This is a genomic window from Flagellimonas onchidii (assembly GCF_004804315.1).
Taxonomy (GTDB): Bacteria; Bacteroidota; Bacteroidia; order Flavobacteriales; family Flavobacteriaceae; genus Flagellimonas; species Flagellimonas onchidii.
On sequence record NZ_SRXX01000005.1, the window covers coordinates 188,707 to 207,984 of the forward strand.

Consider the following 19,278-nt stretch of genomic DNA (forward strand, 5'->3'; position numbering starts at 1 on the left):
TTCTACTTCTTTTTGAATGTTGCGAAAAAAGTACCGGTCTCTCTTCCAAAAGATGACCCTGTTTTAGGCCAATCTTCGTTATAGTCCATTTTAAGTTCTAAGGTAGTTTCATTCAATTCTAGAATTTCCGCACCATAATCTACCCAAAGACTCCCTCTTTCATCATGATATAGGTATTTTTTTTCTTCCACTTTCCATCCGCTTCCTGGATTCAAAAAATCGAAGGCAAATGCCCACTGTTCAAGAAATTCGCCATCACTTAGTTCAATAACTCCGGTGGTTTCCGTAATGATTCTTTCATATAGAAATCCCTCACCTGTAATATCAAAGGCGTTTGGGTTTTCGGAGAAAGATAGTTCAACATCCAAGTCTCTCCCTTCCCCGTAAAACAACATTTCAAAATAGTTGGAACTGGTAGCTAAAGCCGACCCAATCCTTCCATTTTCAGATGTAATTTCAACAAGTTGCCACTTTCCCAATAGAAGGGCAGATATTTGATCAGATTCTCCTTCATCTACCTCATTTGTTTCACAAGAAAATAATAATAGGGCAATAACTAAAAATAGTGCGTGGATTGGTTTCATAAGAGGTTTTTGTTCTTAGCTTGTGTAAAAACGATCAAACACTTTTTATAGTATTGATGTTTTTTATTTTCTATATTCGTGAGATGCTGTCCAAGAAGACCAAATATGGCTTAAAAGCCCTTACTTATCTAGCTTCGTTAGAAAGTCGTGAGCCCGTTCAAATTGCCGAAATCGCAAAGCACGAAAACATTTCCCAAAAGTTTTTGGAGAGTATTCTGCTTACCCTTCGGAGAAATGGTTTTTTAGGCTCAAAAAAGGGCAAAGGAGGCGGATATTATTTAATTAAGGAGCCCAAAGATATTTTAATGACTGCGGTAATGCGGGTGTTGGAGGGGCCAATTGCCATGGTGCCCTGTGTTAGCCTTAATTTCTACGAAAAATGTGCCGACTGTCCGGACGAAAACAAATGTTCGGTAAATAAATTAATGCTTCAGGTTAGGGATAGTGCCCTCGAAGTCTATCGAAACAATACACTTGCCGATTTAATTTCCTAGTCCGAATTCAATACCAAATCTGATTCTGGATCAATAAATCCATAAAATTCAACACGACATGCTTTAAAATCTATAAAAACGATAGGGTAATAGTAATTTTATGCCGTTTTTAACGATTCCAATAGAATAAAACACGTATGTTTGTATTTCCTAGTAAATTGATAGGGTAATATTATGATAGCAGACCAATTAATTCTGAACACCAAAAAAGAGAAGACATCTTTTAAGAAAGATAAAAATTCAGAGAGACCGATTCGAAGTATTGCAAAAGCTATAAGCTGGAGGGTTGTTGGAACCTTGGATACTTTGGTCATCTCTTATTTTTTTGTAGACGAGGTAATGGTTGCTGCTTCAATCGCTTCGGCTGATTTCATCACAAAAATGATACTCTATTTCTTCCACGAAAGAATTTGGAACAAGATTGGCTGGGGCAAATAAATGATTGCATTATGGCATTTTCTCAAGAAAACATAGAAAATTTAAATAGGCATTTTAAGGGAATAGATCCACAAGAAATAATCTCTTGGGCTATTGCGAATGGTAACAAGCCTGTGGTAACCACAAACTTTCGTCCGTACGAAGTCGCTATTCTTCATGCAGTAACTGATGTGGATAAAGATATTCCTGTTATTTGGTGTGATACTGGGTATAACACCCCTAACACCTACAAGCATGCTGAGGAATTGATTTCTAGATTAGGATTGAATATCAAATTATATGTACCGAAGCAAACAGCTTCACATCGCGATGCTGTTATGGGAATTCCACAAATTGATGACCCTTTGCACAAGGTTTTTACCGAGCAAGTAAAACTGGAACCTTTTAGAAGGGCTATGGAAGAGCATAAACCAGATGTTTGGTTTACTAATTTACGCCAAGGACAGACAGCGCATAGAGATTCTTTGGATGTGCTGAGTTTGAGCAAGGATGGAGTATTAAAGGTGAGCCCTTTTTACTACTGGGATGACACCCAATTGGATGGTTATTTAAGAGAAAGAAGTTTACCTAACGAACATAAATATTTTGATCCAACAAAGGTTTTAGAAAATCGCGAGTGTGGATTGCATACCTAAAATATAAAACAGAACTTTGAGCATACTTTTAGAAGAAATACAAAAACCAGAATTATTGGATTTGGAAAAAAGACCAAAGGCTAATGCACTAGAGCATGAGGCCATTTATATTATAAGAGAGGTTGCCGCGCAGTTTGAAAAACCCGTATTGTTGTTTTCAGGAGGAAAGGATTCCATTACCCTGGTAAGATTGGCCCAAAAAGCGTTTTGGCCAGCAAAAATACCATTCCCTTTGATGCACATTGATACAGGCCATAATTTTCCCGAAACTATTGAGTTCAGAGATAAACTAGTTGAGGAATTAGGTGTTGAGCTTATTGTAAGAAATGTCCAAGATTCCATAGATCAAGGTAAAGTAGTTGAGGAAACTGGAAAATATGCCAGTAGAAACATGTTACAGACCACTACTTTGTTGGATGCTATTGAAGAATTCAAGTTTGATGCTTGTATTGGAGGTGCTCGAAGAGATGAAGAAAAAGCTCGCGCCAAGGAGCGCATTTTTTCTGTTCGTGACGATTTTGGTCAATGGGACGAAAAAAACCAGCGCCCAGAGTTGTTCGATATGTTGAACGGGGAGATTGAAATGGGACAAAATGTTCGAGTTTTTCCAATCAGTAACTGGACAGAACTTGACGTTTGGAGCTATATTGAAAAAGAAAATATTGAGATTCCATCCATCTATTTTGCACACAAACGAAATACTTTCTTAAGAGATGGCTTGATTTGGTCCGCGGAGGATGAAGTAGTTTTCCGTGCTGATGACGAAGTTGTTGAGGAACGAATGGTTCGTTTTAGAACCGTAGGAGATATGAGCTGTACCGCAGCCGTAGCCTCATATGCTGATACTATTGAGAAAGTAGTGGCTGAAATCAGGGAATCAAAAATTTCAGAACGTGGTGCACGAATCGACGATAAGCGTTCTGAAGCAGCAATGGAAAAACGTAAACAACAAGGATATTTCTAAATCAATTTGTCATTCCCGCGAAGGCGGGAATCCAAAAAGAACAAAATAAGAAACATTGGAAGTACTAAAAATAGCAACGGCAGGTAGTGTGGATGACGGAAAAAGTACCTTGATTGGACGACTGTTGTATGATACCAAGTCATTGACAGACGATAAATTGGAGGCCATTGAGCGTACCAGTAAACAAAAAGGGTACGATTATCTCGATTTTTCTTTGGCAACTGATGGTTTGGTGGCAGAAAGAGAACAAGGAATCACTATTGATGTGGCTCACATTTACTTTTCTACACCTAACAAAAGTTATATTATAGCTGATACTCCTGGGCACGTAGAGTATACCAGAAATATGGTGACGGGAGCGTCTACATCCCAAGCCGCAATCATTCTGATTGATGCTAGAAAGGGAGTGATTGAACAAACAAATAGACACTTTTTTATCAATAACCTGTTGCGGGTCAAAGAAGTGATCGTAGCCGTCAACAAAATGGATCTGGTCGAGTATTCTGAAGAAAAATACAATGCCATTAAAGCTGATTTTGAGCAATTGATGAGCAAGCGTGATTACGCAGATCAAAAAATCACTTTTGTTCCAATTAGTGCATTAAAAGGAGATAACGTTGTAAAGAAATCCAACAATACCCCATGGTACGGTGGAGAAACCATATTGGAACACTTGGAAAGTTTGGATTTGGCCGCTGTATCTAACGTGGGAACACCAAGATTTCCGGTTCAATATGTGGTTCGACCCAAAACCGAGGAATTTCATGATTTCCGTGGATTCGCTGGAAAAGTGTATGGTGGCGAACTGAATGTAGGGGATGAGGTTGTGGTATTGCCTTCGATGACTCGAAGTCGAATCAAGAACATTTATTTCTATGATCAAGAATATGAGACTGCTCCTAGAAGGTCATCTGTTACCATTACATTAGAGGACGAAGTCAATGTGAGTAGGGGAGATATGTTGGTCAAAGCGGGGGATTTACCCACTATAGATAAACAACTTACCGCAACGGTTTCTTGGATGGATTCCGACAATCTTGTCACTGGCGGAAAGTATTTGGTACAGCACGGAGTGAACAAAGTATTGGCCAAAGTGGAGGCCATAGAACATAAGATTAATCCCGATTATTCCGGGATTGAAGAGAACGTTTCAACCTTACAAATGAATGACATTGCCAAAGTAAGATTGAAATTGAATAAACCTATTTTTTACGATCGGTTCAAAGACCATCGTACAAACGGTTCCTTTATAATTATCGACAGTAGAACAAATACAACGGCAGGTGTTGGTTTCATAAACTAAATGCGACCAACCAACGCCAAGTTGAATGACATAGTTTTGAATAAAACCTATTAACCAGATAGGAAAAATAGAAAAATGAGAAGCTTTAGAACAGAAATAGAGAACCCTGTAGTTGAAAAAGACATTATTGAATTGGAAAGAAAGATTCGCCAGTTTAAAGGAGGCGAATTGGACGAAGAAAAATTCAGGAGTCTACGTCTGGCCCGTGGAGTTTATGGGCAACGTCAACAAGGAGTTCAAATGGTTCGAATCAAATTACCTTATGGTAAAGTAACCTCTAAGCAGTTGCTTCGCATTTGTGATGTTTCCGACGAATACTCCAGAGGAAGATTGCACATTACCACGCGTCAAGATATCCAGATTCATTATGTAGACCTTGACCGTACACCTGAACTTTGGGCGGAGTTGGAACGGGATGATGTTACCCTTCGCGAAGCCTGTGGAAATACAGTCCGTAACGTAACCGCAAGTGAAACTGCTGGAATTGATGTTGATGAACCTTTTGATGTTTCTCCGTACGCCCATGCTGTTTTTCAATATTTCCTAAGAAATCCTATTGGACAGGAGATGGGTAGAAAGTTCAAGGTTTCTTTCTCATCCAGTGATGCTGATACTGGACTTTCCTATATGCATGACCTAGGCTTTATTGCCAAGGTTAAAAATGGGGAAAGAGGTTTTAAAGTAATGTTGGCCGGTGGATTGGGTTCACAACCTCGTCATGCGGATGAGCTTTATAGCTTCTTGCCAACCGATAAAATTGTTCCCTTAATGGAGGGTGTAATCCGTGTTTTTGATAGATACGGGGAACGTAAGAGTCGCGCCAAAGCCCGTATGAAATTCTTATTGAAGGATATAGGCTTGGACGGTTTTAAAGAATTGTTGGAACAAGAGCAATTGGCGATCCCAATTCGATCTTACCCTATTGATTTTGAAAGCTATCCAAAACCTGTGGTAGCTAATGTCGAAGTTCCTTCGCTTCAAATTGAAGAAACTGAGGAATTCGAAAAATGGAAATCCACTAACCTTGTTCCACAGAAACAAAAAGGCTTCGTAGCTATCGGAATCAAGGTGTTACTGGGAGATTTTTATACAGATAAGGCAAGGGAATTAGCCAAATTGGTCCAAGATTATGCTGCTGGCGAAATTCGTTTATCCCTCCGCCAAAATATTCTGATTCCTTATGTAAAAGAAGAATTGGTTCCATTTTTCTATTCGGAATTGAAAAAATTAAACTTCGTGGAAGCTGGGTATAATAAAGCTTTGGATATCACCGCTTGTCCCGGTACTGATACCTGTAATTTGGGTATTTCCAGTAGTACAGGAATTGCTGAGGAATTGGAGCGTGTTATAAAAGCTGAATATCCGCAGTACATCAGCAACCCCGACGTGGTTATCAAAATAAGTGGCTGCATGAATGCATGCGGACAACATAATATGGCAAATATCGGATTTCAAGGAATGTCCATTCGCACCAAGGATAAATTGGTGGCTCCAGCACTTCAGGTGTTGTTGGGTGGTGGAAACTTTGGAAACGGTAAAGGTAGATTTGCCGACAAGGTGGTAAAAATCCCAAGTAAGAGAGGCCCCCAGGCCCTCAGATTGATTCTGGATGATTTTAATGCAAACGGGAATGGGGCTTCCTTTGCTGATTATTACTGGGAAAAAGGAGAGCAATATTTTTATGAGTTCCTAAAACCACTTACAGATATTGAAAACCTGACCCAAGATGATTTCATCGATTGGGGTACGGAAGAGAAATACAAGAAAGAAATTGGTATCGGTGAATGTGCCGGGGTGATAGTGGATTTGGTAGCTACACTTTTCTTTGAAAGTCAGGAAAAGATTGAAAAGGCGGAAGAAGCCTTAGCTGAAGAAAAATGGGCCGCAAGCATTTACTATGCATATCAGTCCATCGTAAACTCTGCCAAAGCGCTTTTAACCTCTGAAAAGGTTAAGGTTAACACCCACGCCGGAATCATTAAAGATTTTGACAAATTGTATGTTGATACTGGTAAGATTGACTTAGCAATAAGCTTTGAAGACATAGCACTTCAATTAAATAAAAACAAACCTACACAGGAGTTTGCGCAATCCTATTTGGAAGACGCTAAACAAGTTTTGGAAGTGTTGGAAGACTTTAGAAAATTGGAATTAGCGCATGTATAACGGAAAGTTGACAGTGGTAGGGGCTGGCCCCGGTGATGTGGATTTGATTACCCTAAAGGGAATCAAAGCTTTGCAACGCGCGGATGTTGTGTTGTACGATGCCCTTGTAGACACTGAGCTTTTGGAATATGCTCCAAATGCAGAACATATTTTTGTGGGCAAACGCAAAGGATGCTATGCTTATCAGCAAGATCAAATCAACGAATTGATTGTACAACGTGCTAATCTGAATAAAAATGTAGTTCGATTAAAGGGAGGTGACCCTTTCGTTTTTGGACGGGGAGCTGAGGAAATGGAATACGCAGCGTTGTATGGCTTGGATGTTGAGGTCGTCCCGGGGATTTCATCTTCAGTGGCTGTACCGGCATCCCAACATATTCCTGTGACCAAAAGAGGCGCTTCGGAGAGTTTTTGGGTAATTACAGGTACTACCAAAGAGCATAAGCTGTCCACGGATGTTGCTTTGGCCGCCAAGTCCAATGCAACCGTCGTGATTTTGATGGGAATGTCAAAGTTAGGAGAGATTACGGAGCTCTTTGCGAAGGAAGGTAAATCGGATATACCAGTTGCTATCATTCAAAATGGTACAAGAGATAATGAAAAAATTGGAATTGGCACAGTCTCTACGATAGTGGAGAAGGTCAATGAGCAAAAGTTGTCGAATCCAGCCATAATAATAATAGGAGAAGTCGTAAGACATAGACAAAAAATAAAGGAGATTCAAAAGAACTCGATTGAAGCGGGAATAAAATTGTTTGAAAAAGTATAAATATCAGTTCGGACTGTCATCATTGTCACACTGAGCTTGTCGAAGTGTTGTCGAAGGAACAGGCCGAGACCTTTAAAGTAAGATTATGATCAAAACAGATATACTAATAATTGGAGCAGGACCGACAGGATTGTTCACAGTCTTTGAAGCGGGATTGTTAAAGCTAAAAACGCATTTGATTGATGCGCTTCCACAGCCCGGGGGCCAATGCTCGGAGATTTATCCAAAGAAGCCGATTTATGATATTCCTGCCTATCCTGAGATTTTGGCCGGTGATTTGGTGGATAAACTCATGGAACAGATTAAACCTTTTGAGCCTGGGTTCACCTTAGGTGAGAGAGCCGATACTTTGGAAAAACAAGAGGATGGTTCCTTTATTGTCACTACGAACAAAGGGACCAAGCACCATGCTCCGGTTGTGGTAATAGCGGGTGGATTGGGTTCATTTGAACCTAGAAAGCCTTTAATTTCCAACATTGGAGATTTTGAGGACAAAGGAGTGGCTTATATCATCAAAGACCCAGAAGTATATCGCGACAAAAAGGTAGTTATCGCAGGAGGCGGTGATTCAGCTTTGGATTGGGCAATTTATTTGGCAGATGTTGCTTCTGAAGTAGCTTTGGTACACCGAAGAAATGAATTTAGGGGTGCCCTGGATTCAGTTGAAAAAGCATCCGAATTGGCCAAGTTGGGCAAAATTCAACTCTATACTGAAGCAGAGGTTAAAGAATTGCACGGGGAAGATGAGTTAAAAGCTGTGGTCATTAAACACAATGATGAGGCTAAAGGAGAAACTTATGTGGAAACGGACAATTTTATTCCACTTTTTGGACTTTCCCCAAAATTGGGTCCTATTGGAAGTTGGGGCTTGGAGATTGAGAAAAATGCCATCAAGGTCAACAATTCAAAGGATTATCAGACCAATATACCAGGTGTTTTTGCCATTGGTGATGTAAATACCTACGAAGGAAAATTAAAACTGATTCTATCAGGGTTCCATGAGGCAGCTGTAATGTGTCAATATGCCTACCAGATCATCAATCCTGATAAGAGATTTGTAATGAAATATACCACAGTTGGTGGTGTAACCGGATTCGACGGTTCCAAAAAAGAGGCCAAAAAAGAAGTGGTGCAAAGTATAGTCTAAAAGTTTTTTTAGGTTATTTGAGTTAGTCAAACCTTCCATTGTTCCAACTTTGGAAGGTTTTAACTTAAAAAAAGGGCCATTTAAGTTGCTTTTGATTATAAAGTGTGGTTATTTTGTCCTCAGTTCATTTAAAAATTGAAGTTGTTATCAAGAAAGGTGGAGGGATTGGACCCTTAGAAGCCTTAGCAACCCTTTAATCCATATAAAGAAGGTGCTAAATTCTACCTTAATCGGAGATTCGGTTCGGGAAGGATAACATAGGATACTTTTCTAACGTATTTCTTACATTTTTCTTGATACCATTTATAACCCTAATTAAGGGGAATTGAGTTATGAAAAGTATTGAAGAAATATTACAAGAACGGATTTTAGTGTTGGATGGAGCCATGGGCACCATGCTGCAACGCTATAAATTCGAAGAAGAAGATTTTAGAGGTGACCGTTTTAAGGATTGGAAACATCCTTTAAAGGGAAATAACGATTTATTGTCTTTGACTCAGCCTGAAGCCATTGCTGAAGTTCATAGAAAATATTTTACCGCAGGGGCAGATATTGTAGAGACCAATACATTTTCCGGGACTACCATCGCAATGGCGGATTACCATATGGAGGATTTGGTATATGAACTCAATTACGAATCTGCACGAATAGCCAAGGAGGTAGCAACGGAGTTCACAGAAAAAGAACCGCATAAACCTCGATTTGTAGCTGGGAGTATAGGCCCAACCAATAAAACGGCCAGTATGTCTCCTGACGTGAATGATCCTGGATTTCGAGCGGTTTCATTTGATGAACTAAGAGAATCGTATAAAGAACAAGTAGAAGCACTTTTGGATGGGGGCTCTGACATCCTTTTAGTGGAAACGATTTTTGACACCCTAAACGCAAAGGCTGCTTTGTTTGCCATCGAAGAGGTAAAGGATGAAAGAAATATTGAAGTGCCCATAATGGTGAGCGGTACGATTACCGATGCTTCAGGTAGAACCCTTTCTGGTCAGACTGCAGAAGCTTTTTTGATTTCCATCTCACATATTCCGATTATTTCAGTAGGATTCAATTGTGCTTTGGGCGCAAAACAGTTGGTTCCACATTTGGAAGTCGTATCGGCCAAAACGAGTTATGGTGTCTCGGCACATCCCAATGCTGGTTTGCCAAATGCTTTTGGGGAATATGATGAATCACCGGAAGAAATGGCTTCGCAAATCAAAGAGTATGTAGAAAAAGGATTGGTGAATATTGTTGGTGGGTGTTGCGGAACTACTCCAGATCATATTAAAGCTATAGCGGATTTGGTTAAAGATTACGCTCCACGTAAGTTGACGGTTGATAGTTTTTAGTTTATGGGAGCAACAAACAGCGAACAACAAACAACGAACAACCACAAACGTCCTTTACGTTTATCGGGCCTTGAGCCTTTGGTGATTACCCCAGAAAGTAATTTCACCAATGTAGGGGAACGCACCAATGTGGCCGGGTCCAAAAAGTTTCTTCGCTTGATCAAAGAGGAGAAATATGATGAAGCTTTGGATGTAGCCCGACATCAGGTAGAAGGAGGGGCGCAAATTATTGACATCAACATGGACGATGGCCTTATCGATGGCAAGGAGGCCATGGTAAGGTTCTTAAACTTGATTGTCTCTGAACCCGACATTGCAAGAGTTCCCATTATGATTGATAGCTCAAAATGGGAAATCATTGAAGCTGGACTTCAAGTGGTTCAAGGAAAATGCGTGGTCAATTCTATTAGTCTAAAAGAAGGAAAAGAGCAATTTGTCCAGCAAGCCAAATTGATTAAGCGCTATGGTGCTGCGGTAATAGTAATGGCTTTTGATGAAGTTGGACAAGCAGATACCTATGAAAGACGGATTGAAATCGCTGAACGCTCTTACCGAATTTTGGTAGATGAGGTCAAATTTGCGCCGGAGGATATCATTTTTGACCTGAATATCTTTCCCGTGGCCACTGGAATGGAAGAACACAAGCGCAATGCCATTGATTTTATTGAAGGCACACGTTGGGTTAGACAAAATCTTCCGCATTGCAGCGTTAGTGGTGGTGTCAGCAATGTTTCATTCTCATTTAGAGGAAACAATCCCGTGAGAGAGGCCATGCATTCGGTGTTCCTGTATTATGCCATTGAGGCAGGAATGAACATGGGAATCGTTAATCCAGCTTTGCTGGAAGTATATGATGACATTCCCAAAGATTTGTTGGAGCATGTAGAAGATGTGATTCTCAATAGACGGGATGATGCTACAGAAAGGTTGTTGGAATTCGCTGAAACAGTTGTCGGGAAGGCAAAAGAAAGCAAAGTCGATTTATCGTGGCGGGAAGAACCTTTACAGGACAGGATAACCCGTGCCTTGGTCAAAGGAATAGACCAGTACATCGTTGAAGATGTGGAAGAAGCCCGTCAACAGGCTTCAAAACCCCTTGAAGTTATCGAAGGTAATTTGATGACCGGGATGAATGTGGTTGGCGACTTGTTTGGAAGTGGGAAAATGTTTTTACCTCAGGTGGTAAAATCAGCCCGGGTGATGAAAAAGGCTGTGGCGTACCTCACACCTTATATTGAAGAATCTAAAGACTCCGAAACACAAGCAGCTGGAAAAATATTGATGGCAACCGTCAAAGGAGATGTCCATGATATCGGGAAGAATATCGTAAGTGTGGTGTTGGCCTGTAACAATTACGAAATTGTGGATATGGGGGTAATGGTACCGCCAGAGAAAATAATCAATAAGGCCAAAGAAGAACGGGTTGACATTATTGGCCTTAGCGGTTTGATCACTCCTTCACTGGATGAAATGGTCTTTTTGGCTAAAGAAATGGAACGTCAACAATTTACAGTGCCACTATTGATAGGTGGAGCTACTACTAGCAAAGCCCATACTGCAGTAAAGATTGACCCGCAATATAGTCAGTCGGTGGTACATGTAAATGATGCTTCGCGTGCAGTGACCGTTGTTGGCGATTTGTTGCAAAAAGAGACCTCCGACAGGTACAAAAAGTCCATAAAGTTGGATTATGAAAGTTTCAGGGATAAATTCTTGAATCGGACCAAGCAAAAAGAATATCTGACCTTGGAAGGAGCTAGAAATAACAAGTTGCAAATTGAATGGAATTCTGCGGACATTGTGAAGCCCAAGGAAACCGGAATTCAAGTTTGGAAGGATTTCGATTTAAAAAAACTAACAAATTTCATTGACTGGACTCCATTTTTTAGAAGCTGGGATTTACATGGAAAATATCCAGACATCCTTAAGGATGATGTGGTGGGGAAACAGGCCACCGAACTTTTTGAGGATGCCCAAAAGATGTTGAAAAAGATTTTGGAGGAAAAACAATTGACAGCGAAGGCTATTTTTGGATTGTTTCCAGCCAATTCAGAAAATGATGATGATATCGAAGTTATTTCGAATGAAGGAGAGAAAACGATTTTCAGAACCCTCCGTCAACAATTAAAGAAAAGAGCAGGAGTTCCAAACATTGCATTAGCGGATTTTATAGCTCCAAAATCTTCGGGAATTCAAGATTATATGGGTTGTTTTTGTGTGACAACGGGATTTGGAACACAAGAACTGGCCAAGAAATATGAAGAGAAGTTAGATGACTATTCCGCTATTATGGTGAAGGCCTTGGCAGACCGTTTGGCAGAAGCTTTTGCTGAATACCTTCACAAAGATGTGCGTACAAACCATTGGGGGTATACGTGCAAAGAGAGTTTTACCAATAATGAATTGATTGCTGAGAAATATCAAGGAATAAGACCTGCACCGGGCTATCCGGCATGTCCGGATCACTTGGAAAAACTTACCATTTGGGAAATACTGGGTGTAGAGGAAAAAATTGGGGTGAAACTGACTGATGGTTTAGCCATGTGGCCTGCTGCCAGTGTAAGTGGATACTATTTTGGACATCCACAGGCCAAATATTTTGGACTTGGAAAAATTAAGCAAGATCAAGTAGCTGATTTTGCCAACAGAAAAGAAATTGAATTGGAGAAAGCACAGAAATGGCTAGCTCCCAACATAGTTGACGGAAGTTAGTTGATGGTTTCATGGAATACACCGATTTAGATATTTGGAAAGAATCTCGAAAACTAGTCAAGTTGGTTTATAAACAAACCAAATCTTTTCCAAAAGATGAAGTTTATGGATTAATAAGTCAAATGAGAAGGAGTAGTATTTCTATTCCTTCAAATATAGCAGAAGGATGTGGACGAAGAACTTCTGCCGACACGATTCAGTTTTTACATATAGCTAGAGGTTCACTATATGAATTGGAAACTCAACTGTACTTATCCTTAGATCAGGACTATCTGGCCGATACTGATTTCAATTCTCTTTTAAAACAAATTAAAACCTGTAAAAAATTATTGAATGGCTTTATCAACTATTATTCATCAAAATAATAAAGTATTGCCACTAACTATCAACAAACAACGAACAACCCAATAGGATGAAAGTAACCGACCACATAAAAAAAGCCAAAGGAGAAACACTTTTTAGCTTTGAGATTATACCACCTGTAAAAGGAAAGAGTATACAGGAACTCTATAACAATATAGATCCATTAATGGAGTTTAAACCTCCGTTTATAGATGTTACTACCTCTAGAGAGGAGTATGTCTATATTGACAGGGATGGACTTTTGGACAAAAAATTGACCAGAATGCGACCCGGTACTTTGGGTATCTGTGCGTCCATCACACATAAATATAATGTAGATACGGTTCCCCATGTGTTGTGTGGAGGTTTTACAAAAGAAGAGACCGAGTATTTGTTGGTAGACTGTCATTACCTCGGAATTGACAATGTAATGGCCTTGCGTGGAGATGCCATGAAAGAGGAAAAGTATTTTGCCCCAACCAGCGGCGGACACCTATATGCCTCAGATTTGGTGAAGCAAATTAGCGATTTGAACAAAGGCAACTATCTACATGAGGTCATTGAAACTGACAATTGTGCCAATTTCTGCGTAGGTGTGGCCGGATATCCAGAAAAACACATGGAAGCCCCTTCTTTGAAATCCGATTTAAAACGGTTGAAGCATAAAGTGGATCTGGGTGCTGATTATGTGGTAACCCAAATGTTTTTTAATAATAAAAAATACTTTGAGTTTGTAGATGAAGCTCGAAAAATGGGTATTAACGTGCCCATAATCCCGGGAATAAAACCCATTGCGGTTAAAAGACACCTACAATTGTTGCCTCAAGTTTTTCGAGTGGATATTCCTGAAGATTTGATTGAAGCCGTTGAGTCTTGTAAAAACAATAAGGAAGTCAGACAAGTAGGGGTGGAATGGTGTATTCAACAGTCCAAAGAACTTAAAGATGCAGGTGTGCCTGTGCTGCATTATTACTCGATGGGAAAATCAGATAATATCAAAGCGATTGCCAAGGAAGTTTTTTAAGATACTTGATGGTAGGGTTTCAACCGAGGTTAGAAAAATATTGAATACCTAGCACCTTTCACCCTTCAGTCAAATATGTCTATTTTTGCGCCTCATGAAGCGCCTACTTTATTTATGTGTGTTATTAAACAGCTTACATGGATTTTCCCAACAAAAAGAAATCCCTAAAAAGTACGTGTTGGATGCCAGTCAATTTTATGGCTCCATACTTTTACATAACACGGATATTTCCCATTTAATAGCCAATCACCCGGGAGGTTTTATTCTTGGATTTAATCGTAAAAGGTTCGGAAACGAAGAATGGGAATCATTGTATGGATACCCAGATACAGGTTTTTCGTTCATTTACCAGAACATGAACAACTCTACATTGGGTGAGAACTTTGGATTGTACGCTCATTACAATTTTTATTTTTTTAAACGGAATTTGCAGTTTCGAGTGGGGCAAGGGGTGGCCTATAACACAAACCCTTATGATAAGAACAACAACTTTAGGAACAATGCCTATGGTACCCATCTTTTGAGTTCTACCATGGTAATGCTCAATTATCATAAAGAAAATTTGTTTTCCGGACTGGGTTTGAAGGCAGGGCTTTCGTTGATTCACTATTCCAATGCTAATTTTAAGGCACCCAATACATCTACCAATACGATGGCGCTAAATGTAGGACTGACCTATGATCTAGATGGTGGGAATACTTTCGAATTCATCGTTCCTGAGCCGATAGAAAAAATCACCGAACCGATTCGCTATAATCTGGCTTTCAGAACCGGGGTTAATGAAAGTGATGTGATCAATTCGGGTCGATATGGATTTTGGATACTTTCGGCCTATGCGGATAAAAGATTGGGGAGAAAAAGTGCAATTCAGTTAGGGACGGATGTGTTTTTTTCCAATTTTTTGAAGGAATTGATTCGATTTCAGTCCATCGGATTTCCTGAATTGGAAGTGGCATCAGATACCGATTTTAAACGTGTGGGGTTGTTTGCAGGTCATGAGTTGTTCATTAATAAAATGAGTATGGTGACCCAATTGGGCTACTATATCTACTATCCGTTTGACTTTGAGGGTCGGGTTTATAATCGAATTGGGTTAAAACGTTATTTCGGAGATAAAATCTTTGGGGCCATTACCTTAAAATCGCATGGCGCTAAGGCAGAGACTGTTGAATTTGGAATAGGAGTTCGGCTATGAAAAAAGCGATAATTACATATTTAGTTGTGATTTTAGCAGCCTGTAATGGTGAAAATACTCCAGATTGTTTCCAAAATGCCGGTGACTTGACTCGAAGGACCATTGAAGTTTCGGAGTTTGGGACAATCACGGTATTCGAGAATATCAATTTGATTCTAAAACAAGGCGATGAACAGCAAGTCGAAGTTGAGACAGGAGAGTTTTTGCAAAATGAAGTAACGGCTAGGGTAGAGGACAATCGTCTTATTTTAAGAAATGAAAACGGTTGTAATTTTATCCGGGATTATGGTTTGACCACAGTTTATGTTACTTCACCAAACATTACTGAAATTCGAAGCAGCACTGGATTATTGATTTCCAGTGATGGAGTTTTGGATTACCCAAACTTGAACCTGATTTCAGAAAGTTTCGTCAATCCAGAAACTGAAACCACGGACGGTTCTTTTGATTTAAACCTTAACGCAGAAAATATTCGAATCACAGTAAATGGAATTGCTTTTTTCAAACTTAGGGGCACGACAACAAATCTGAATGTTAATGTGGCTGCAGGGGACTCTCGAATAGAAACGGAAAATCTAGTGTCTCAAAATGTGAGTATAAATCATCGGGGGTCCAACGACATCATAGTAAATCCCCAACTGAGAATTTCTGGGGTGATACGGGGAACGGGAGATGTCATCAGTATCAACCGTCCACCAGAAGTTGAAGTAGACGAGCTTTTTAATGGACGGCTGATATTTAGGGATTGATTTACTGAATGGGAATGTAAATCTCAGTCTTCAACTTGTCCTCTGCTGTTTTTTCCGGATTGTTCAAATATTTTTCCCTTACAGGCTCATCACGAAGTTCGTGGTCACTTTCCATCAACCAAGTATTAAAAATGTAATCATAGACGGCTCCAAGATTGGAATAACTGCCTTGGTAATGGAAAATCGCAAATTTACCACCTTTCAATACTTTTGTTCCCACATTTCCTGAAGGTTTGGCTTCCTTGTGAACGACCAAGCAAGCATCATAACGAATTTGGTTTTCTTCAGTAACGTTGGGGTCATCAAAAGCTTGCCCAAGATGTTCTATTCCCGCAGTAAAGAGCTTTTGCTCCTTGACAACTTGCCATAAGGTGGTCCAAGCTGCAGGATAATCCAATTTTTCATAGGCTCCTTTAAGGGTTAAGTAAATGCAATCTTTGTCTTCTAAGGTGTTGATTTTCGGTTTTTTAATGTTCAATGTTGTTTCCATTCGTACTGTTGTTTTAAAATTGATTTTTTTATTTTTCCTATAATTTGATGGAGTGGTTCCAAAATGTTGTCGAAATGCCTTGGTTAGGGATGATGGGGTTTCGTAACCCACATGATAACTGATTTCTTCAATAGACAATTCGCTATATCGAATCATTTTGGCAGCGGTTTCCAATCGAATTCTTGAGATATACGCTCCAATGGGTTCACCCAATAGGGCCCTGGTAATGCGATGAAAATGATATGGAGAAAAATGGGAAAGCTCTGCTAAGGTCTTTATCTCGATTTTTTCATCCAGATGGTTGTGGACATATTCCACGACCTTGTTCAATTTTTGCTGATAGATTTCCCTATTGCTTTTGGTTTTAGCCACCTCATTCATATTTATGTCACAAATGTATGGGGAAATGGCCCTGTGAACTTTTCCAATCTTGCGGACTTTCTGAATGATAGGCAATAAGAAGTGAAAATCTTGGATTTCTCAGTACTTTCGAAAAAAAGGAGACCTAGCTTGAAATCAATATATGCCTATTTAAAAAATCTATTTACTCAGGAAGGAATCAAATCATTGAAGGGATTGCAAGGAATCGTTAAAGCGGATGCGATGCTTTATAATTTGACTACAGAAAGGAAAGTTCCTGGAATGGCTGTGACCGTCTTAAAAGGGGGTAGGGTTGCTCTTGAGAAGGGATATGGCTATGCCAATCTTGAAAAAAGGATTCCGGTAGATCCTCAAAACACCATATTTCGAATTGCTAGCATTTCAAAATGTATTACAGGAATTACTTTGGCTAAAATGATAGAGGAGGGGTTGGTAGATTTAGATGCCTCATTCTACGATTATGTACCCTACTACCCTAAAAAAGAATATGATTTTACACTTCGGCAGCTGGCCGGACACACCGCTGGGATTCGAGGATATAAGGGCAAGGAATTTGCGTTAAATCATTCCTTCTCCATAAAGGACAGCGTTGATGTTTTTAAAAATGACCACTTAGTTTTTGAACCCGGAAAGGGTTATCTGTACAACAGCTTTGACTTTGTGCTTCTCTCGTTGGCCATGCAAGAAGCTGCCCGAGTCCCTTTTGAAGATTATGTTGGAGAAAAGATTTTAGACCCTTTGGACATGCATGATACTCTTCCGCCAGGTAAAGATGAGGATGTGATAATTGGAATCGATGGTCTAGCTGAGTTTTATTCAAAAAGAGCCACAGGCTTCAAAAAAGCAGTGTCCGTCAATAATCATTACAAAATGGCAGGAGGAGGCTATTTATCCACAAGTAACGATATCGCCAAATTGGGAAGTGAAATATTAAATCCGAAGATAGTAGAACCCAAAATTCTTAATGAGGTTCTAACCTCCCAAACTGTTGGTGGGAACCCAACTTATTATGGTTTGGGCTTTCAGGTAAGTCAAGATACGATGGGTAGGAGTTTTGTGGGGCATGTGGGCAATAGTGTGGGAGCATATTCCAATTTTTTTGTGTACCCGAATGAACAATTGGTGATTTCCATTTTAATGAATTGTACAGACCCTAAGCTGCAAAATGAACTTGATTCGATAAATATTTTATTTAATTAGGAATCCTTACTATATTTGCAGAGCAATAATGCAAAAACCTAAAAAATAGAAGAAATGAGTAAATCAGTTTTTTATCATGCAGGCTGTCCTGTATGCGTGAGTGCAGAACAAGATTTAGTTAGCCTTATCGGTTCTGAGAATGTGTCAATAGTTCATATTGGCGAAAACAAAGAAAAAGTGAACGAAGCAGAGCGCTTTGGTGTGAAATCAGTCCCCGCTTTGGTAACTCCCAACGGTAATGTGCTACATATTAATTATGGAGCATCAATCGAAGATTTAAAGGGGTGATATTTTTTTAATTATAATAGTTAGGAATCCTAATAAAAATTTGAAATATGAAAAGTAAAAATGTATTTATGTTGGGCTTATTGCTCAGTGGAGGTCTATTAACCTCCTGCGCCCAAAAAAGTCAATATAACAATGACGACTTTCAAATTAAATCGGTCCAAGTAACTAACAAGGCCGATTTAGGAATCATGGTTTGGGAGATTGCGGTCAATGGTGAGGCGGGTAGCACGGTTCCGGTTCCAGCCGGACAATTGGATGGTGCACCTGTTTTGGGTTATGTTTTTCCAACAAGTTTACCACCTACAGATGTTGGTTTCAGTGCAACAGAAGGTATTTTGGCATTGGCCCTGACCTCACATCCTGATTTTGATGATACTCCGCTATGGGATGAGAATAATGATTCAGTTTTTGATAATGATGGTGTAGAATGGCATCCCCATTGGGTAGTACTTGCACAGGATAACCGCGTTGCAGGTGGACTTTCAGTAAAGCAGTTCAAAAAAGCGGACAAAACAGTGGTATTGCCGCCGACCAATCCCGGTATGCCAATGTATATGGATTCTCCCGGATATCCAGTAACTACCCAAAGCAATAGCATAAAAGTTGTTGTGCCTCATTACAGAATGAACAACAAAACCGATTTCAGTTATGATGGTGTAGCAGCTTTTATGAAAGTCAACACCAGTGTCGAAGATTTGCCGATGCTGGGAGTATATGAAGTTTTTAGCGTCGCAAGTGGAGACTTGTCTTTACCTTATACTGTAAAATAATGGAAGTTTCAGTTTGGGATACCTATGTGCCAAGAGAAGATGGAAAAGTGATGCATTTTGACATTTTGGTGCCTTCAACCACAACGAATACTGATGTTATCTTTGGATATGGGACGGAGTATTTAAAGTCCAAATCTTTTGGAACCGGAAAATTATCCGCTAAAGAGTGTCGATTTTGCCATATGCAATCAGCACCTGCTCATGTGGTTGAAAGCATTGAAGCAGAAGGCTATTATATTATAGAAATGGAAAATTGTTCCTAATTTAATTAGGATAACTAACTTTGCCTG

20 protein-coding genes and 1 riboswitch are annotated in these 19,278 nt (G+C 39.7%); of the genes, 18 read left to right on the forward strand and 2 right to left on the reverse strand.

Annotation, left to right across the window (positions count from 1 at the left end; all coding sequences use genetic code 11):
- Window positions 1–2: 2 nt before the first annotated feature.
- Window positions 3–584 carry a hypothetical protein gene (locus E4661_RS07340; protein WP_136466182.1) on the reverse strand — a complete coding sequence of 194 codons (582 nt, stop codon included), beginning with the start codon at window positions 582–584 and terminating at the stop codon, window positions 3–5.
- 83 nt (window positions 585–667) lie between these two features.
- Here E4661_RS07340 and E4661_RS07345 point away from each other — a divergent pair, with 83 nt between their 5' ends.
- The 14 genes from E4661_RS07345 (at window position 668) to E4661_RS07410 (ending at window position 15,859) form a co-directional block, all read left to right on the forward strand.
- On the forward strand, window positions 668–1,078 hold the full coding sequence (locus tag E4661_RS07345; RefSeq protein ID WP_136466257.1) for an RrF2 family transcriptional regulator: 411 nt from the start codon (window positions 668–670) through the stop codon (window positions 1,076–1,078).
- A gap of 174 nt (window positions 1,079–1,252) precedes the next feature.
- Window positions 1,253–1,516: a DUF2061 domain-containing protein gene (locus E4661_RS07350; protein ID WP_136466183.1), complete on the forward strand. Its 264-nt coding sequence runs from the start codon at window positions 1,253–1,255 to the stop codon at window positions 1,514–1,516.
- 11 nt (window positions 1,517–1,527) lie between these two features.
- Window positions 1,528–2,151: a phosphoadenosine phosphosulfate reductase domain-containing protein gene (locus tag E4661_RS07355; RefSeq protein ID WP_136466184.1), complete on the forward strand. Its 624-nt coding sequence runs from the start codon at window positions 1,528–1,530 to the stop codon at window positions 2,149–2,151.
- Between the two features lie 22 nt (window positions 2,152–2,173).
- Complete coding sequence (gene cysD / locus E4661_RS07360; RefSeq protein WP_417936351.1) at window positions 2,174–3,115, forward strand: sulfate adenylyltransferase subunit CysD; 942 nt, start codon at window positions 2,174–2,176, stop codon at window positions 3,113–3,115.
- 55 nt (window positions 3,116–3,170) lie between these two features.
- On the forward strand, window positions 3,171–4,418 hold the full coding sequence (locus E4661_RS07365; RefSeq protein WP_136466185.1) for a sulfate adenylyltransferase subunit 1: 1,248 nt from the start codon (window positions 3,171–3,173) through the stop codon (window positions 4,416–4,418).
- A gap of 75 nt (window positions 4,419–4,493) precedes the next feature.
- Window positions 4,494–6,584: a HEPN domain-containing protein gene (locus E4661_RS07370; RefSeq protein ID WP_136466186.1), complete on the forward strand. Its 2,091-nt coding sequence runs from the start codon at window positions 4,494–4,496 to the stop codon at window positions 6,582–6,584.
- On the forward strand, window positions 6,577–7,353 hold the full coding sequence (gene cobA / locus E4661_RS07375) for a uroporphyrinogen-III C-methyltransferase (protein ID WP_136466187.1): 777 nt from the start codon (window positions 6,577–6,579) through the stop codon (window positions 7,351–7,353). Before E4661_RS07370 ends, cobA begins: the two co-directional genes overlap by 8 nt.
- An 85-nt stretch (window positions 7,354–7,438) precedes the next feature.
- Window positions 7,439–8,500 (forward strand): NAD(P)/FAD-dependent oxidoreductase, encoded by a 1,062-nt coding sequence (locus E4661_RS07380; RefSeq protein WP_136466188.1) that lies wholly within the window; start codon window positions 7,439–7,441, stop codon window positions 8,498–8,500.
- Window positions 8,501–8,641: 141 nt separating this feature from the next.
- Window positions 8,642–8,759: riboswitch (SAM riboswitch) on the forward strand.
- A 73-nt stretch (window positions 8,760–8,832) separates the two neighbouring features.
- Window positions 8,833–9,837 carry a homocysteine S-methyltransferase family protein gene (locus tag E4661_RS07385; RefSeq protein ID WP_136466189.1) on the forward strand — a complete coding sequence of 335 codons (1,005 nt, stop codon included), beginning with the start codon at window positions 8,833–8,835 and terminating at the stop codon, window positions 9,835–9,837.
- Between the two features lie 3 nt (window positions 9,838–9,840).
- Window positions 9,841–12,549, forward strand: a complete 2,709-nt coding sequence (gene metH / locus E4661_RS07390) for a methionine synthase (protein WP_136466190.1) — start codon at window positions 9,841–9,843, stop codon at window positions 12,547–12,549.
- A gap of 11 nt (window positions 12,550–12,560) precedes the next feature.
- Complete coding sequence (locus tag E4661_RS07395; protein ID WP_136466191.1) at window positions 12,561–12,914, forward strand: four helix bundle protein; 354 nt, start codon at window positions 12,561–12,563, stop codon at window positions 12,912–12,914.
- Window positions 12,915–12,961: 47 nt separating this feature from the next.
- A complete protein-coding gene (gene metF, locus E4661_RS07400) occupies window positions 12,962–13,915 on the forward strand; it encodes a methylenetetrahydrofolate reductase [NAD(P)H] (protein WP_136466192.1) in 954 nt (317 codons plus the stop codon).
- Window positions 13,916–14,009: 94 nt separating this feature from the next.
- Complete coding sequence (locus E4661_RS07405; RefSeq protein ID WP_136466193.1) at window positions 14,010–15,110, forward strand: acyloxyacyl hydrolase; 1,101 nt, start codon at window positions 14,010–14,012, stop codon at window positions 15,108–15,110.
- Complete coding sequence (locus E4661_RS07410) at window positions 15,107–15,859, forward strand: head GIN domain-containing protein (RefSeq protein ID WP_136466194.1); 753 nt, start codon at window positions 15,107–15,109, stop codon at window positions 15,857–15,859. Before E4661_RS07405 ends, E4661_RS07410 begins: the two co-directional genes overlap by 4 nt.
- 1 nt (window position 15,860) lies before the next feature.
- On the opposite strand, the gene E4661_RS07415 is transcribed toward E4661_RS07410, so the two are convergent.
- Entirely contained in the window at window positions 15,861–16,730 is an 870-nt protein-coding gene (locus E4661_RS07415; RefSeq protein WP_168796344.1) for an AraC family transcriptional regulator, read from the reverse strand.
- A gap of 129 nt (window positions 16,731–16,859) precedes the next feature.
- On the opposite strand from E4661_RS07415, the gene E4661_RS07420 reads away from it, so the two are divergent.
- The 4 genes from E4661_RS07420 to E4661_RS07435 are packed head-to-tail and all read left to right on the forward strand — an operon-like array spanning window position 16,860 to window position 19,251.
- The gene (locus E4661_RS07420) at window positions 16,860–17,930 is read left to right on the forward strand and encodes a serine hydrolase domain-containing protein (RefSeq protein WP_136466196.1); all 1,071 of its coding nucleotides are present in this window, start codon (window positions 16,860–16,862) and stop codon (window positions 17,928–17,930) included.
- 54 nt (window positions 17,931–17,984) lie between these two features.
- Window positions 17,985–18,218: a thioredoxin family protein gene (locus E4661_RS07425; protein ID WP_136466197.1), complete on the forward strand. Its 234-nt coding sequence runs from the start codon at window positions 17,985–17,987 to the stop codon at window positions 18,216–18,218.
- Window positions 18,219–18,265: 47 nt separating this feature from the next.
- Window positions 18,266–18,988, forward strand: coding sequence for a hypothetical protein (locus E4661_RS07430; protein WP_168796345.1), 723 nt, complete (start codon window positions 18,266–18,268; stop codon window positions 18,986–18,988).
- A complete protein-coding gene (locus tag E4661_RS07435; RefSeq protein WP_136466198.1) occupies window positions 18,988–19,251 on the forward strand; it encodes a DUF2024 family protein in 264 nt (87 codons plus the stop codon). The genes E4661_RS07430 and E4661_RS07435 overlap by 1 nt, the downstream gene beginning before the upstream one ends.
- Window positions 19,252–19,278: the final 27 nt, after the last annotated feature.

Coding starts and splice junctions, on each gene's coding strand:
- E4661_RS07340 (WP_136466182.1), bottom strand. CDS start 584: ATGAAACCAATCCACGCACTATTTTTAGTTATTGCCCTATTATTATTT.
- E4661_RS07345 (WP_136466257.1), top strand. CDS start 668: ATGCTGTCCAAGAAGACCAAATATGGCTTAAAAGCCCTTACTTATCTA.
- E4661_RS07350 (WP_136466183.1), top strand. CDS start 1,253: ATGATAGCAGACCAATTAATTCTGAACACCAAAAAAGAGAAGACATCT.
- E4661_RS07355 (WP_136466184.1), top strand. CDS start 1,528: ATGGCATTTTCTCAAGAAAACATAGAAAATTTAAATAGGCATTTTAAG.
- E4661_RS07370 (WP_136466186.1), top strand. CDS start 4,494: ATGAGAAGCTTTAGAACAGAAATAGAGAACCCTGTAGTTGAAAAAGAC.
- cobA (WP_136466187.1), top strand. CDS start 6,577: ATGTATAACGGAAAGTTGACAGTGGTAGGGGCTGGCCCCGGTGATGTG.
- E4661_RS07380 (WP_136466188.1), top strand. CDS start 7,439: ATGATCAAAACAGATATACTAATAATTGGAGCAGGACCGACAGGATTG.
- E4661_RS07385 (WP_136466189.1), top strand. CDS start 8,833: ATGAAAAGTATTGAAGAAATATTACAAGAACGGATTTTAGTGTTGGAT.
- metH (WP_136466190.1), top strand. CDS start 9,841: ATGGGAGCAACAAACAGCGAACAACAAACAACGAACAACCACAAACGT.
- E4661_RS07395 (WP_136466191.1), top strand. CDS start 12,561: ATGGAATACACCGATTTAGATATTTGGAAAGAATCTCGAAAACTAGTC.
- metF (WP_136466192.1), top strand. CDS start 12,962: ATGAAAGTAACCGACCACATAAAAAAAGCCAAAGGAGAAACACTTTTT.
- E4661_RS07405 (WP_136466193.1), top strand. CDS start 14,010: ATGAAGCGCCTACTTTATTTATGTGTGTTATTAAACAGCTTACATGGA.
- E4661_RS07410 (WP_136466194.1), top strand. CDS start 15,107: ATGAAAAAAGCGATAATTACATATTTAGTTGTGATTTTAGCAGCCTGT.
- E4661_RS07415 (WP_168796344.1), bottom strand. CDS start 16,730: ATGAATGAGGTGGCTAAAACCAAAAGCAATAGGGAAATCTATCAGCAA.
- E4661_RS07425 (WP_136466197.1), top strand. CDS start 17,985: ATGAGTAAATCAGTTTTTTATCATGCAGGCTGTCCTGTATGCGTGAGT.
- E4661_RS07430 (WP_168796345.1), top strand. CDS start 18,266: ATGAAAAGTAAAAATGTATTTATGTTGGGCTTATTGCTCAGTGGAGGT.
- E4661_RS07435 (WP_136466198.1), top strand. CDS start 18,988: ATGGAAGTTTCAGTTTGGGATACCTATGTGCCAAGAGAAGATGGAAAA.